The organism is uncultured Microbacterium sp., from assembly GCF_900078385.1.
Taxonomy (GTDB): Bacteria; Actinomycetota; Actinomycetes; order Actinomycetales; family Microbacteriaceae; genus Microbacterium.
On the sequence record NZ_FLQR01000007.1, the window covers coordinates 343,082 to 356,131 of the forward strand.

The following is a 13,050-nucleotide window of genomic DNA, read 5'->3' on the forward strand; positions in this document are numbered from 1 at the left end:
GACATGCACGTGCCAGGTGGGTCGGATCGCGCGGTTCCGAACCTTCCGTCGCGAGACTTCGACGCCACCGAAGCGTTCTACTCGGGCTTCGGGTTCGAGCGCACGTTCCGCGACGACGGGTGGATGATCCTCGTCCGGGGCGGACTGCAACTGGAGTTCTTCCCACACCCAGCTCTAGACCCGGCCATGAGTGACTTCATGTGCTCTCTTCGCGTGGCCGACGTCGATGAGCTCTTCGAGGCCATCGTCCGCGCCGGCGTAAGGGTCGGCCCGATCGGTGCGCCACGGCTGCACGCCGTCCGGATGCAGCCGTGGGGGCTGCGCGCCGGCTACCTCATCGATCTCGACGGGACTCAGCTGGCACTGATCGAGCAGCCCGCGACGGAAGCCCGCTGAAGGTTCCCGGCAGGATCTCTGGTCACCGGTGAGCGCGCGGTCACCCTCCCGCGCGACGCCCGCGACGCACACGCTCGACAGTCTCGCCCGCCGCGACACCGACAAGCAGGATCGCGGTCGTGATCGACAGCGTGAGCGCATTGAAGAACGGGACAGCGAACGCCACACCTGTGAGCAGAGCGAGAGCGAGCAGACCGACGAGCTGAGCTCGCGACCAGCGGCGCTCGAGGACGCGACGGAAGAGCACGGTGCCGGTCAGGAAGAGGATGGGCGCGCCCACGACCACGATCGTTGCGGCGAGACCGCGCTGGTCGGGAAGCGAGAGCATCTCCTTGTCTCCCACACTCATCAGCACGATGCCCGCGATGATCGGAAGATGCACCCAGGTGTAGGCGGTCCGAGCGAGCCGGGCCGGCTCGTCCGACGCCTCGATCGCCTCGGCGCCGACACGCTCACCGTGATCGAAGTAGATCCACCAGGCTGCCGCGGCGGCGACGAACGCCGTCACCATCGATGCGATCGATGACGCGGACGACTCCTTCTCGACGAATGCGAAGCCGGTGATGAGCAATCCCTCACCCAGCGCGATGAGCACGAAGAGCGCCGTGCGCTCGGCGATGTGCGGGCCGGACAGATCCCAGGAGCGCAGCAGCACTCTCCCTCGACCTGGGATCGGAAACCCCAGAACCGTGCCGAGCAGTTCGAGAGCGAGCGCTGCAGCCCAGAAGGGCAGCTGCCAGGTGAGGGGCAGCAGCGCGCCGACGATCCACAAGACGCCACTGGCGGCCGTCCAGCCGAGCACGAAAGCGAAATCGCGGGCCACTGACCGGTCGTGACGCACCGTCGCCCACACGATGAAGCCGGTACGGCCGACCTGAAAGACGACGTAGGCGATCGCGAATGCCCACGCACGATCGCCGAACGCCTCGGCGATCGAGACGCTCATCACGAGCGCGACGAAGGCCAGCGCGATCACTGCCCCGCGCACGGGGAGCTTCACGGGGTCGAGCCAATTGGTCACCCACGTGGTCGATACCCACGCCCACCACAAGGCGCACACCATGATGGCGCCCTCGAAAGCCCCCTGCGGAGTCTGATTCTCATAGAGATATGCGGACAACTGCGTCAACGCGAGGACGAACACCAGGTCGAAGAACAGCTCGACGTACGTCACTCGATCCGCGCGCGGGGAGTCCGTGGGGCGCAGCACGTCACGGGCCATCCCGAATGCCATGCCTCATCCTGGCATCTCGCTCCCGCCGACGGCGGACGCTGTCGCCTATCCGATGGCCCCGCCCTGATAACGGGACCTTCGGCCTTCGTCAGCGCGTGCGTTGGCGAGAACTTGGAGTCATGCCGGAACGCATGCGAACCCGACCTCGGCACCGGCGCCACCGCGCTGGCCGGTTCGGCGTGCTCGCTGCCACGGTCGCGCTGGTCGCCGCTACGGCCATGTCCCTGTCGGCCTGTGCGCCCGCGGAGCCCGAACCGACCTCCTCGGTCTCCCCGACGACGACGCCTCGGGAGTCCACGCCGCCGACCACGTCGCCGACGCCTCAGGAGTCCACGTCACCCCCGACGATCGCCCCGACCGATCCTGGAGCGACGCCATGCCCCGACGGCGGTGATACCAGCCCGGTGGAGGACGGCTTCCCGCAGCGCCTCTCCCGCCTCGTCGGCATCGAGATCCGCACGGGAAGCCATCCGCCGTGCTTCGAGCGCGTCGTCATCGAGTTCGCAGGAATCGGCGACGCGCCCGGATTCCGCGTCGAGTACCAACCCGATCCGATCCTCGACTCCCCGCGGGGCGAGGAGGTGGAAGTGGCCGGCAATGCCACGCTCGTGATCTCTGCCGGCGCGTGGATGCCGAACCCCGACGGCGACGGCTATGACGGGCCGCGAGAGATCCTGCCCCTGAACGTCGAAACGATCCTTGAGCTGGAGCAGCTCGAGAACTTCGAGGGGATGACCGCATGGGCGATCGGGCTCGATCGCGAGCGGCCGTTCACCGTTCAATGGCTCGAGAACCCGACGCGCCTCGTCGTCGATATCGCACTGGACTGATGTGCGGCCGCGTGCATCCGATGCCAACGCGGATGCCCCCTTCGATCAGCCGAGCTGTCCGCGTACCGCACCCGCAGGGTGATCGGCGTTGTGCACGTTGACGTAGTAGTTGGCGGGGTTGGCGGCAAGCGCGTCAGCGAGCGCGGCGTTGACGACACAACCCGACGACTTGCCTGCCGTCGGAGCGGTCAAGCCCTGAACCACGGGACCGGCAATGCCCGCCGCGCCGACGTGGATGTGCGCCGCTGCGGCCGGCCCGATCTGCCGCACGCGGATCTTGTAGCAGATGGTTCCGTCGTCGGTGTTCCACCTGACGATCGCGATGCCGCTGCCGTCTGCATCGCCGGGACCGGGCACCTCGGCGGCTCCGGAGAGATGCGTGACAGAGACGGGCGGAGGGTTCGTCGGTGGGGCGCCGGTCGCCGCCGTGGGTACGGCGACTGCTCCTATCGCCAGGCCAAGCGACGCCAGTACTGCCAGAGTTCGATTACGCATGGGTCCCCCTCGGATATGCGGCTTCACGCTGTGAGCTCGTCGCCCACCCGCCTTTGGGTGGGGCGCGCTGTTTCAGCGACTCGGTCAGATCCTGAACGCATGCGGAGGGTCTGCCTCGCAGGGGCATCTTCCCAGACACCGTGTCCTCGCGCACCCCCCTCAGACGCGCGCGGAAGGAGGTAGGTCGAGTCGACTGTGCCCACTCAGTGCGAAGCGTCGACTGGCACGTTGCGTTTGACGACTCTCGTCACCGCGATCACGATCCCTGCGATGATCAGTCCGACCACGAGCCCGAACACGCCCGACAGCGCTGCGTCGACGATCCACAGGAGGACGGGCCCGAGTGATTCGAGTGCGTGCGTCACGGCGTGGAGCAGGTTGTATGGACCGGCCCAGAAGGTCTCCGCCAGATTGGCGATCACCAGATGGCCCCCTACCCAGAGCATCGCCACCGTGCCGATGATGCTGATGATGCGGAACACTGCGGGCATCGATCGCACGATCTGCTCCCCGGTGCTGCGCACCCGGCGTGCCGAGGACTGCGCCATCTTCAGCCCGATGTCGTCGATCTTGACCAGGAGCGCGACGGCACCGTAGACAAGCAGCGTCATCCCGAGAGCGACCACGGCGAGAGCGCCGGCGGTCATCCAGATCCCGAAGTCTGCGTCGAGACTGGCCAGGGAGATCAGCATGATCTCGGTGCTCAGGATGAGGTCTGTGCGGATCGCGCCGAACACGAGTTTGCGCTCATCGCGCGGTTCGTCCTGACCGGGGCCGTGGTGAGTGCCGAACCACTCCATGACCTTCTCCGCTCCTTCGAAGCAGAGGTAGGAGCCGCCCAGAATCAGCAGCCACGGCAGCACCCACGGTGCGAAAGCGGTGAGGAGCAACGCGATCGGGATGATTATCACGAACTTGTTGACGAGACTGCCGAGCGCGATTTTCCCGACCATCGGCAACTCGCGAGCCGGAGTGATCCCCTGCACGTATTGAGGGGTGACGGCCGCATCATCGATCACCACACCCGCGGTCTTGGCGCTCGCCTTGACGGCGGCGGTGAGGATGTCGTCCACGACTGCGAGCAAACCGACCGACATTGCACATCCTCCGTCTTGGGCCACCGACGTGCGGGCGCGTGCCGATCAACCTCATGCAGGTTAGTGCCGCCTCGCCTCGTCACGAACGGGGTTGCATCGGCGGCGATGAGTGGTTCGCGAGCGCGTGGGCCACACTCTCACGAGCTTAGGACTGCGTAAGTGCCGCGTTCCCTCGTCGTCAGGTGGCCGGGCTGGAGCCGTAGAACTCGCCCGGCTCGTTCGGCCGGTACACGTCGACGACGTCATCGTGGAGAACGAATCGGACGTATGGCGACAGCTCACCGGACGGCGCGGGTGGGATGAGAGCTGGTTCGATGTTGAAATCGGCAATGGTGTCGACCGTCGGTGCCGTGCATTCGAACACCGAGATGTGATTGTCTCCGACCACGGCGATGCATCGCTTGTTCTCCACCTGCGTCGTACCCCAGATCTGCAGCGGCCCATACGAGCCGTAGGTGACGAAGTCCTCGATGGTCAGGTCATACATCACGAAGACGTCATCGTCGGCGCGAATGACCGCACTTCCGGGACGGCCCTGTGGAGTGAGTTGTGCGACCGGCGAGGGCCGCCTCAGCCCATCGGCGACGAAGAGAGCGATGCCGATCGCGGTGGCCAGCACCGCGACTGCGGCGATGATCCAGGGCAGCGAGCGGCGGCGACGCCACCAGGTGACCGAAAGGACTCCGTCGATCCGTTCAGAATCGGGTGCCGGCACCGCGGCGGGGTCCGCTTCGGTGACGGAGCCTCCGTCCGGGTCATGCTCGCCGGATACAGCGGTCACGGGCTGCGAAAGCGAAGTCGACGCTTGGCGCGACCCTTCGAGAGGGACCGGGACCGGGACCGGTTCCGAGCCCGAGGCTTGGAGGGCTGCGGCGGCATCGATGACCGAAGACCGCTCTCCACGTCGGGCGGCTTCCAGCTCGGAAAGGCGAGCCTGAGCCACCGCATCCGTGGCGATGTCGGGATTCGGTCCGTACGCGCGTCGTCGCAGGCGCTGCAGCTCCCCCGATTCCTCGGATTCGGCCGACCCCCGCGGCGCATCCATGGGGCTGATTATCCGCCCGAGCGCGACGCAGGGATAGGGAGTGCCCGGACGAGCGCGACGTCACCGGTCGGGAGTCCCTTGGCGGTGAGAAAAAGAGCTGGCCACCGCCGCAGAGAGCGGCTTCGGCGCACGCGCGGATCGGGCCGAGCAGCCAGAAGCTCCACCTCCGTAGGCTGACGGGATGAAGGCGCACGCAACGGACCCGAGAGCTTGTCCGACGTGCGGCGACCCTCTCATCTTCGAGATTCTCGATGACGAACGATTCCTCGTCGCATGGTCCTGCGTGAACTGCGGCCTGATCCGAACCACCGAGCCCGTCTGACCCATCCGCCGACCTGATCGAAGCTCACGCAGGTGGTCTAGCGCCCCTTCATCAACAGTCCTACGGTGTGCGCATGAGCGTGCATTTGGGGTTGGGGCGCGTGCTGGAGCGCGGTCATTCACTGACGACTGTGGGGAGCCGACTGGAGTTGGCGCTTCAGGGTGACGGCAATCTGGTGCTCTCTCACGATGGTGACGCGGTGTGGGACCTGTGGGCGACGGCTGGGCAGGTCGACGGCGAGGTGGTGACGGTCGAACCGACGATGCTTTCTGTGCGAGGTGCGGACGGGGCGATCCTCTGGCAGGCGGGTGCCGCAGTGAACCCCTATCCTCGAGAACTCGTGCTTCGCGATGACGGGCAGCTCGTCTACCAAGCGCTCGTCGCACTGTGGACGACCGACACGGTCGATCGGAATGCGGCCGCGGATGATGAGCCGGCGGTGATGGTGGCGGGGGGAGCCCTCCCGCCCAACGAGGCACTGCAGGTCGGACCATACGAGGCCCGAGTCACGGCCGAAGGCCAACTCGAGGTGCGGCATTCGAACGTGACGGTGTGGTCCAGCGAGATCAAAACACCCATGTCCGGCTCATATTTGGCGGTCGAAACACCGAACTGGGCGGACGTGACTCCCGGCCAGGGAGCATGCGTGAAGTCCGACTCCGGTGTGCCGACGTGGCGAGCCTTGGTCCCGCTCAACGAGATCGTCAAGTCCACCGACCGCATCGAGTTGCGATTGCAGGCCGACGGAAACCTCGTCCTCTACGCATGCCAGGAGCTATGGCGAGCCACGGGAGTGCCGGACCTGCCAGCGGCCCGGCTCAGAGCGCTCCTGAAGGGAGCCGTGTCCGATCGGACGCTGAGCGACGGCTCGGCAGCAGTGGCGTCACTAGCGCCCCTCGGAGACGATGACGATCGCCCGATTGACGCCCGCAGGCCGCTGGTGCTCGTCGTCTGCGCAGCCGAGCTGACCGAACCCAGGAACGGTGTGAATCTCATCGCAGATCTTCGCCGCTACCGCGACGATCTCAACGCCGACGGCTTCGACGCCCGCATCGTGATCGCTCAGCTCTACCGAGGCATGCTGCACGAGGACGGTCGGATCCTGCTGGCGCTCCGCAGCGCATTCTCGTCGGTCGCCACCGCCCACCCCTACCTGACCGGTGTCGTCCTCGTCGGCTCCTTCCCGGAGGCGACCGTGGTGCGGCGTTGGCTTTGGGAAGTCGATTACACCACCCCTCAAGTCAGGGCGAATGTGCCGGCGGGCCAGCGCTACGTCCAGTGCTGGCCAGAACCCGTGGCCAACTGGTCGGACGCGGTTCTCGCGGACCTCACCGGGAGATGGGACGAGTTGTACAACGACTCCGTCCGCCTCGAGGCGTTCAAGGGCATCGCGAGCCGCCCGCCCGCCTACGAGGACGGCGAGGTGATCGATTTCATGCCCGGCGACTTCATCCTGCAGAACCTGACGTTCAATGATGTGTTCCTTGTCATCGAGGACGAGTCCGGACTGACCGTGGACCCTCAGCGAGGAAATGCCCAGCTGACGTGCCGGACCTCACGCCGCAACCCCGAGGTCTTCGAGCCCAACCTGACGCAGTTGAATCCCATCGCCCGACCGGACATCATCGTGTCGCGGATCGACGCCACCGGTGCCGCATACTCGGTGAACCCAGCCCTCAAAGACAGCGCAGGCAACGGCTACGTCGACGCGAACGGGCGACCGCAGGCCGTGCTGGAAGACATCGAGAACTCACCGACCACGACCGCGGAGCAACTCGTCCCTGACCGAGATCTCGAATTGCGCTTGCTCAGCGCCTACTTCGACCGCAATCACGAACACCGGGCAGGAGACCATGCCCTGCATCCGACACGGGACCGGGTCCTGTCCATCTCGAGCACGGATTTCAGCGGCGTCGCTGCGCAGCACGCGCAAGAAGTCGGCACCGCTGTCGGGACTCTCGAAGACCCGGCAGTCGGCGAGGACACCGGCCTGTTCGGCTATGCCGTCTCATGGGACGAGCCGGCCTCGATGCGGGTGATTCATGCGCACAGCAGTCCGGTGAACAGTGCCTTTCCCGGGGCATACGATCCGCCTACCCTCGAGAAGTACATCAAGGGTCCGCTGTACCGTTGGCACCACGACAAGCCGAACCAACGGTACGTGCCTGGTATCAAGGGCCAAGGAGAGTACGCCGACTTCTGGTTGCATCGCAGTCTTTGGCAGTCCCGAGCGCGAGCCAAGACGGCGTCGATACTTGTGCACTACGGCTGTGACACTCCGAACTCGACGAACTCTGCTTCCAAGCCCTACTCGGACCCGCAATTCGCCGCCTGCCGCCTCGCGTCCTGCCTCGTCTTCTACACCGACGTCTTGGCGATGTTCGGGCGCACCAAGGTCTACTACGACACGCCCTGGTCGTTCCTCGCGCCGCTGCATGGAGGGGGCACGGTCGGTGATGCGTGGATGCAGCTGTTCAGCGAAGCCAGTGCATCTGAGCGGCTGAACGAGTTCCCACATTGGGTCGACGCGAAGATCGCCTACTCGTGGGTCCTGCTCGGGGACTGGACCATTCGGAGACGGTACGGCGGCTAGGTCAGGGATGCCGCGGGGTATCCGAGCTGGGCGGCCCGGCCTTCAAGGGACAGGGTCGTTCTTCTGCTGCACAGGCTTCACACCCGCGTACGGATCGTGCAACAGCTCGGGATCCATGTGGACGAACTGCGGAAAGCCATCCACGAACGCGGTCCAGCTGGGCTGATCACCTTCGAACCGGATCCAGACCACTGCATCGCTGAGGTCCCAGCGGATGATCACTGCTTCGACGGGCCTGTGGCTTGCATCGGGTAGGAGTAAGACGTCTCCCACACGAGGCACAAAGTCCGACTCGAATTCGTGGCGATAGACGTCGCTGCGGGCGCCAGCGCCAGGAAGGTAATGCGCAACACTGAAAAGGATCTTCACGGCTGACGCCCCCGTCTCTCGTGCTGGACTGAACGTACCAGCGGAGAGTCGCGCCGAGGAGGCCTTGTTGCGGCGCCGATCGACCTGCGCTAGCTGACGGCGATGAGGGAGCGTTGCCAGCCGGTGGATCCGTCGGGCGCGATGGGTGCACCTTCTTCGATCTGCAGTTCGCCGTTCTTGTTGGTGGCTCGCACCGAGAGATAGTGGGTGCCGGGGGTGGCATCCCATTCCATGACCCATTGCACCCAGGTGTCGGTGTTGATCGGGGTGGACAGGGTTGCGGGCTGCCAGTCGCCGTCGTCGATGCGCACCTCGACCGCCTCGATGCCGACCGACTGCGCCCACGCGACACCGGCGATCGGGATGCGGCCCGCCGCGACGGACTTCCCGATCTTCGGGGTGTCGATGCGTGAGGAGAACTTGATGGGCGCCTCGGCACTGTAGCCGCGGGGTGTCCAGTACGCCTCATCGCGCTGGAAGGTCGTGACTTTCAGTTCGGTCAGCCACTTCGTGGCCGACACATACCCGTAGAGGCCGGGTACGACCATGCGGACGGGGAACCCGTGTTCGAGTGGAAGCGGATCGCCGTTCATGCCGACGGCGAGGATCGCATCCAGTCCGTCGTCGGTGAGCGCGGCGAGCGGTGTGCTGGCGGTGTAGCCGTCGACGCTGCGCGACAGCACCATGTCGGCATCGGCCTGCGGTCCAGCGAGGCGGAGGACGTCACGGACCGGTACGCCCAGCCACAGGGCATTGCCGACGAGTTCGCCGCCGACCACGTTCGACACGCACGTCAGCGTGATCGCGTACTCGTCGAGCCCCATCGCGATGAGGTCGTCGAAGCTGAGCTCGACCCGGCGGTCGACCATGCCGTCGATGACGAGGCGCCAGGTTTCGGGGTCCACGCTCGGCACGGTCAACGCGGTGTCGACCCGGTAGAAGTCCTCGTTCGCGGTGAACAGCGGCGTGATGCCCGGGATGTCGAGTTCTGCGCCGTCGGGAACGGTCACTCTCGAGCGGGGTGCCGGGAGGCGCAATCCTCGGCGGATCGCGTCGACGGATGAGGTCGCCATGCTGACCGCGCGTGCGGTGATGCCCACGATCAGGGCTGAGGCGCCCGAGATCCCCGCGAGCGCGAAGAATCGGCGGCGATCGATCCCCGGTGCGCGGACGCTGTCGGGCCCATCGGGGTCGGCGGGAGCGACCGTCGACCGCTGCCAGGCGCGGAGTCGGCGGCAGAGGAGCACCAGCACCAGGGATCCGGCGGCCGCTCCGATCGCCGGCGGCAGGAACGCGAGTGGTGCGACCCCGGTGCGCGTGACGATCGCCGCGACCGACAGCGCTCCGGCGATGCCGAGTGCGACGACGCCGAGTGGTGGTCGTAGGAACTGCAGCACACCCGCGATCGCCGAGGCGACGACCACGGCTAGGCCCAGCCCGAGCAGCAGCGCGATCTTGTCGAACTCGCCGAACGTGGAGATCGCGAGCTCCTTGAGCGGCTGCGGGATGACGTCGATGACGAACGCCCCCACCGCCAGCACCGGGCTGGCCTCCCGGGCGACCAGCAGCGCCAAGACCTCCGCCACGGCAAGGAACACCAGGCCACTGATCACTCCCGCGATCGCGGCGAAGACGATGAACACTCCCCGTCTGCCTTGTCCAGACACCATGCCCCCTTTGCGACTGCTCATGGGTAGTTCGGAGGCGGCCCGCGATCGGATGTGAACTCCCAGCCATGGCGGTCTCGAGCCGTCGCCCCCGCACCGCGGAAACCCCACCCGTTAGCCTCATCAGATGACCTTCGATGCGAACGACGCGGCCGCCGGCGTCACCGGAATCCGCCGCCTGCTACTCCCTGAGGACAGGTTCGGTGACGTGGCACCATCGCGCGCCGTTGCAGCGGGGGATGATGCCGCGTGAGCGTGCACCTCATCGGCGGCGGCGCGACGACCATTGCGGATGCCGCGCTCCACGCGCCGTTCGTCGCCGAAGCGACGCTGCGAGCGGCCCAGGCAGGCCGCGCGCGGCCGCGCATCGCGGTGATCTCCCTTCATCCCGAGGCCGAGGAGAAGGCGGCAGCGCTCGGTGAACTCCTGACCGCGGCCGGAACGGGATCCCCCATCGATTTGCACCTCACCGCGGGACGGCCCGGCGAGCCGATCCGGTTCGCAGCGATCGCCGACGTGGATGGCATCGCGGTCGGGGGAGGCAACGTCGAAACCGTGCGCGCCGGGCTCGAGCCGGTGTTCGGTGAGCTGCGTCGGCTGGTCGCCGGTGGTGTGCCGTACCTCGGTGTTTCGGCCGGCGCGATGATCGCGGCGGAGGGCTCGCTCGGAAGCGGGTCGCGCATCGGCGGTGTGGTCGTCTCACCCGAGGACCCCGATGAGCCGGGTGAGGAGCTGGAGATCGCGGTCGGCATCGGCCTCGTCGATGTGGCCATCGAGGTGCATGTGGCGCAGCGGGGGATGCTGTCCCGGCTGGTCGCCGCCGTCGAGTCCGGGATGATCGCCGGTGGACTCGGCATCGACGAGCGCACAGCCCTGATCGTGGGCGAGGGCGCGCTCCGGGTCGAGGGCTCGGGCAGCGTCTGGCGGGTGCTGCCCGCCGAGGGCGGTGTGCTCGTCTCGACGCTCGGGTCGTGAGGGCGCGGGCGAGCTGAACCGGGGGTCTGAAACATGAGCGAAATGCCGGCGGCCTACCGTCGATAGTGGAACGCGAGCCGGGTGTCGGGCGAGGGGGTGCGAGAGTGATGACGCAGTCGCCAGAGCTGGTTCGCGTTGTCGACGCCCTCCACACCATGCTCGCCGTCGCCGTCACAGAGGGTCTCGAGAAGCTTCCGGCTGAGCGAGAGCTCGCCGAGCGGCTCGACGTCTCCCGCAACATGTTGCGTCGGGCGCTCGAAGTGCTGGAGAGCGAGGGTGTGATCGTGCGTTCGCCGGGCCGGGGCGGTGGAGCGTTCGTCACGGCCGTCACGGACTCGGCACCCGTGCCACCGGCACTCTTCGATGTGCAGGCGCGAAAGCTGGAACGCGACCTGAACGCGATCAAGGGAATCCCGCAGATGCTCGCCGAGCAGGGGTTCGAGGCGACCACCCGCACGCTCGCCGAGTCGGTTGAGCCCGCATCGTCCGGCATCGCAGCCGCGCTCGGGTTGCAGCCGGGCGCACCGGTCATCTCGCTGCTGCGCTTGCGGCTCGCGGATGGGAACCCGCTGTCTCTCGAGCGCATGTTCCTGGATTCCGAGCGGTTCCCCGACCTCCTCGATCACAGCCCGATCGGCTCTCTGTATGCGCTGCTACAGACCGAGTACGGCGTCACCGTCGTGACGGCCGAGGAGCATGTCGAGGTCGTGGAAGCCTCTCGGCAGGTGGCGCAATTGCTCGACATCAAGCCGCGGGCGCCGTTGCTCGCGCTCCGTCGTGTCAGTCGTCGCGACGATGGGACGCCCGTCGAGGCCTCGATCGACTTGTTCCGCCCCGAGCTCACGCGACTCATCGTGCGGACGCTCGTGGACGACCACTGACCCGTGCGCGTCACGACCAGAAATGGTTGGGCCACATCGGGGTGAATCTTTAACACCGCGTTCACAGTGACCCGCCAGACCAGAAATGGTCTTCGCCGAGTGTTGTTCTCGAAGAGTCATCCCCGGCTGCATATCCCGAGCAGCCCACCACTTTCGAGGAGTTCGCGTGAACAGCACCGTTACCAAGCGGGTCCTGGCCGTCGGCGTCATCGCCGCCGCGCTGGGTCTGACCGCCTGCAGCACCGCCGCCGACGCCACCAGCGACGCCGCCGCCGAGGACAAGGGCGCCGTCGCGATGGGTTTCGCCGGCGCCGACATCACCATCTGGAACGATCAGCTGGAGATCATGCGTCCGATCGTCGAAGACGCCGGCTACGAGTTCCTCACCGACGACCCGCAGTGGGACGTTAACCGCCAGGTCTCGAGCTGGCAGGCCTGGATCAACCGTGGCGACGTCAAGGCGATCGCCGGCTACCCCGTGACGCCGGATGCCATGGTCCCGGTCACCCAGCAGGCCGAGGCCGCCGGCATCCCCGTGTTCGGATACCTCGTCGGATGGGAGGGTACCTCCGGCACGACCGTGGTCGACTCGTATGACGGCGGCTTCGAGCTGGCTGCGAACGCGGCCGCCGAGCTGCAGGAGGCCGGCGCACCCGACGACCTCACGGTCGTCATCGTGGGCAGCCGCGACAGCGACTTCAGCGCGGACGCGATGGACGGCCTCACGGAAGGCTTCACGTCGGTGCTGCCGGACGCCTCGATCGTCGAGCAGACAGCCATCACCCGCGAGGACGGCTACAACATCACGAAGGCTCAGATGACGGCCGATCCCGAGAGCTACGTGTGGCTGGGTGCGTCGAACGACACGATCCTCGGCGTCTATCAGGCGCTCATCGAGGAGGGCGTGGCGGAGGACGACCCGAACTTCTACCTCGCCAGCCGCGACGCGACGAACGAGACGCTCGACCTCATCAAGGTCGAGGACTCGATTTACCGCACCTCGCTCGTGGTGCCCGCACAGGCACTCGCCGAGGCCAATGCGAAGCTCCTGATCGACGGTGCTGAGGGCAAGGAGACGAGCGACATCGTCGTCCCGGGCGTGCTCGTCACCGCCGAGGACGCCGACGAGTACTACGTCGGCTGATC

At 66.7% G+C, this 13,050-nt stretch carries 13 protein-coding genes; 7 read left to right on the top strand and 6 right to left on the bottom strand.

The annotated features are described in order from the left end of the window. The first annotated feature begins 3 nt into the window (after positions 1-3). The gene (locus QZL85_RS09390) at positions 4-396 is read left to right on the top strand and encodes a bleomycin resistance protein (RefSeq protein WP_295576291.1); all 393 of its coding nucleotides are present in this window, start codon (positions 4-6) and stop codon (positions 394-396) included. A gap of 40 nt (positions 397-436) precedes the next feature. On the opposite strand, the gene QZL85_RS09395 is transcribed toward QZL85_RS09390, so the two are convergent. Continuing rightward, the gene (locus QZL85_RS09395) at positions 437-1,630 is read right to left on the bottom strand and encodes a low temperature requirement protein A (RefSeq protein WP_295576292.1); all 1,194 of its coding nucleotides are present in this window, start codon (positions 1,628-1,630) and stop codon (positions 437-439) included. Between the two features lie 404 nt (positions 1,631-2,034). On the opposite strand from QZL85_RS09395, the gene QZL85_RS09400 reads away from it, so the two are divergent. After that, positions 2,035-2,460, top strand: coding sequence for a hypothetical protein (locus QZL85_RS09400; protein WP_295576294.1), 426 nt, complete (start codon positions 2,035-2,037; stop codon positions 2,458-2,460). A gap of 45 nt (positions 2,461-2,505) precedes the next feature. Here QZL85_RS09400 and QZL85_RS09405 read toward each other — a convergent pair whose 3' ends face one another. The 3 genes from QZL85_RS09405 to QZL85_RS09415 all read right to left on the bottom strand — a co-directional run bounded on the left by QZL85_RS09405 (position 2,506) and on the right by QZL85_RS09415 (position 5,097). Then, on the bottom strand, positions 2,506-2,955 hold the full coding sequence (locus QZL85_RS09405; protein WP_295576295.1) for a CHRD domain-containing protein: 450 nt from the start codon (positions 2,953-2,955) through the stop codon (positions 2,506-2,508). Positions 2,956-3,158: 203 nt separating this feature from the next. After that, positions 3,159-4,052 (bottom strand): DUF808 domain-containing protein, encoded by an 894-nt coding sequence (locus QZL85_RS09410; protein WP_295576296.1) that lies wholly within the window; start codon positions 4,050-4,052, stop codon positions 3,159-3,161. 178 nt (positions 4,053-4,230) lie between these two features. Beyond that, a complete protein-coding gene (locus QZL85_RS09415) occupies positions 4,231-5,097 on the bottom strand; it encodes a hypothetical protein (RefSeq protein ID WP_295576297.1) in 867 nt (288 codons plus the stop codon). A gap of 395 nt (positions 5,098-5,492) precedes the next feature. Here QZL85_RS09415 and QZL85_RS09420 point away from each other — a divergent pair, with 395 nt between their 5' ends. Continuing rightward, positions 5,493-8,012, top strand: a complete 2,520-nt coding sequence (locus tag QZL85_RS09420; protein ID WP_295576298.1) for a hypothetical protein — start codon at positions 5,493-5,495, stop codon at positions 8,010-8,012. A 42-nt stretch (positions 8,013-8,054) separates the two neighbouring features. Here QZL85_RS09420 and QZL85_RS09425 read toward each other — a convergent pair whose 3' ends face one another. Continuing rightward, complete coding sequence (locus QZL85_RS09425) at positions 8,055-8,381, bottom strand: hypothetical protein (protein ID WP_295576299.1); 327 nt, start codon at positions 8,379-8,381, stop codon at positions 8,055-8,057. Between the two features lie 89 nt (positions 8,382-8,470). Next, positions 8,471-10,024 carry a molybdopterin-dependent oxidoreductase gene (locus QZL85_RS09430; protein ID WP_295576301.1) on the bottom strand — a complete coding sequence of 518 codons (1,554 nt, stop codon included), beginning with the start codon at positions 10,022-10,024 and terminating at the stop codon, positions 8,471-8,473. A 151-nt stretch (positions 10,025-10,175) separates the two neighbouring features. On the opposite strand from QZL85_RS09430, the gene QZL85_RS09435 reads away from it, so the two are divergent. The 4 genes from QZL85_RS09435 to QZL85_RS09450 all read left to right on the top strand — a co-directional run bounded on the left by QZL85_RS09435 (position 10,176) and on the right by QZL85_RS09450 (position 13,048). Continuing rightward, positions 10,176-10,301, top strand: coding sequence for a hypothetical protein (locus tag QZL85_RS09435; protein ID WP_295576302.1), 126 nt, complete (start codon positions 10,176-10,178; stop codon positions 10,299-10,301). After that, a complete protein-coding gene (locus QZL85_RS09440) occupies positions 10,298-11,023 on the top strand; it encodes a Type 1 glutamine amidotransferase-like domain-containing protein (protein WP_295576303.1) in 726 nt (241 codons plus the stop codon). The genes QZL85_RS09435 and QZL85_RS09440 overlap by 4 nt, the downstream gene beginning before the upstream one ends. Positions 11,024-11,130: 107 nt before the next feature. Next, a complete protein-coding gene (locus QZL85_RS09445) occupies positions 11,131-11,904 on the top strand; it encodes a GntR family transcriptional regulator (protein ID WP_295576304.1) in 774 nt (257 codons plus the stop codon). A 166-nt stretch (positions 11,905-12,070) separates the two neighbouring features. Next, entirely contained in the window at positions 12,071-13,048 is a 978-nt protein-coding gene (locus QZL85_RS09450) for a sugar ABC transporter substrate-binding protein (protein ID WP_295576305.1), read from the top strand. Positions 13,049-13,050: the final 2 nt, after the last annotated feature.

What these genes read in the sequence shown, in the direction of transcription:
- QZL85_RS09390 (WP_295576291.1), top strand. Translation starts at nt 4, where the DNA reads ATGCACGTGCCAGGTGGGTCGGATCGCGCGGTTCCGAACCTTCCGTCG.
- QZL85_RS09395 (WP_295576292.1), bottom strand. Translation starts at nt 1,630, where the DNA reads ATGGCATTCGGGATGGCCCGTGACGTGCTGCGCCCCACGGACTCCCCG.
- QZL85_RS09405 (WP_295576295.1), bottom strand. Translation starts at nt 2,955, where the DNA reads ATGCGTAATCGAACTCTGGCAGTACTGGCGTCGCTTGGCCTGGCGATA.
- QZL85_RS09410 (WP_295576296.1), bottom strand. Translation starts at nt 4,052, where the DNA reads ATGTCGGTCGGTTTGCTCGCAGTCGTGGACGACATCCTCACCGCCGCC.
- QZL85_RS09415 (WP_295576297.1), bottom strand. Translation starts at nt 5,097, where the DNA reads ATGGATGCGCCGCGGGGGTCGGCCGAATCCGAGGAATCGGGGGAGCTG.
- QZL85_RS09420 (WP_295576298.1), top strand. Translation starts at nt 5,493, where the DNA reads ATGAGCGTGCATTTGGGGTTGGGGCGCGTGCTGGAGCGCGGTCATTCA.
- QZL85_RS09435 (WP_295576302.1), top strand. Translation starts at nt 10,176, where the DNA reads ATGACCTTCGATGCGAACGACGCGGCCGCCGGCGTCACCGGAATCCGC.
- QZL85_RS09445 (WP_295576304.1), top strand. Translation starts at nt 11,131, where the DNA reads ATGACGCAGTCGCCAGAGCTGGTTCGCGTTGTCGACGCCCTCCACACC.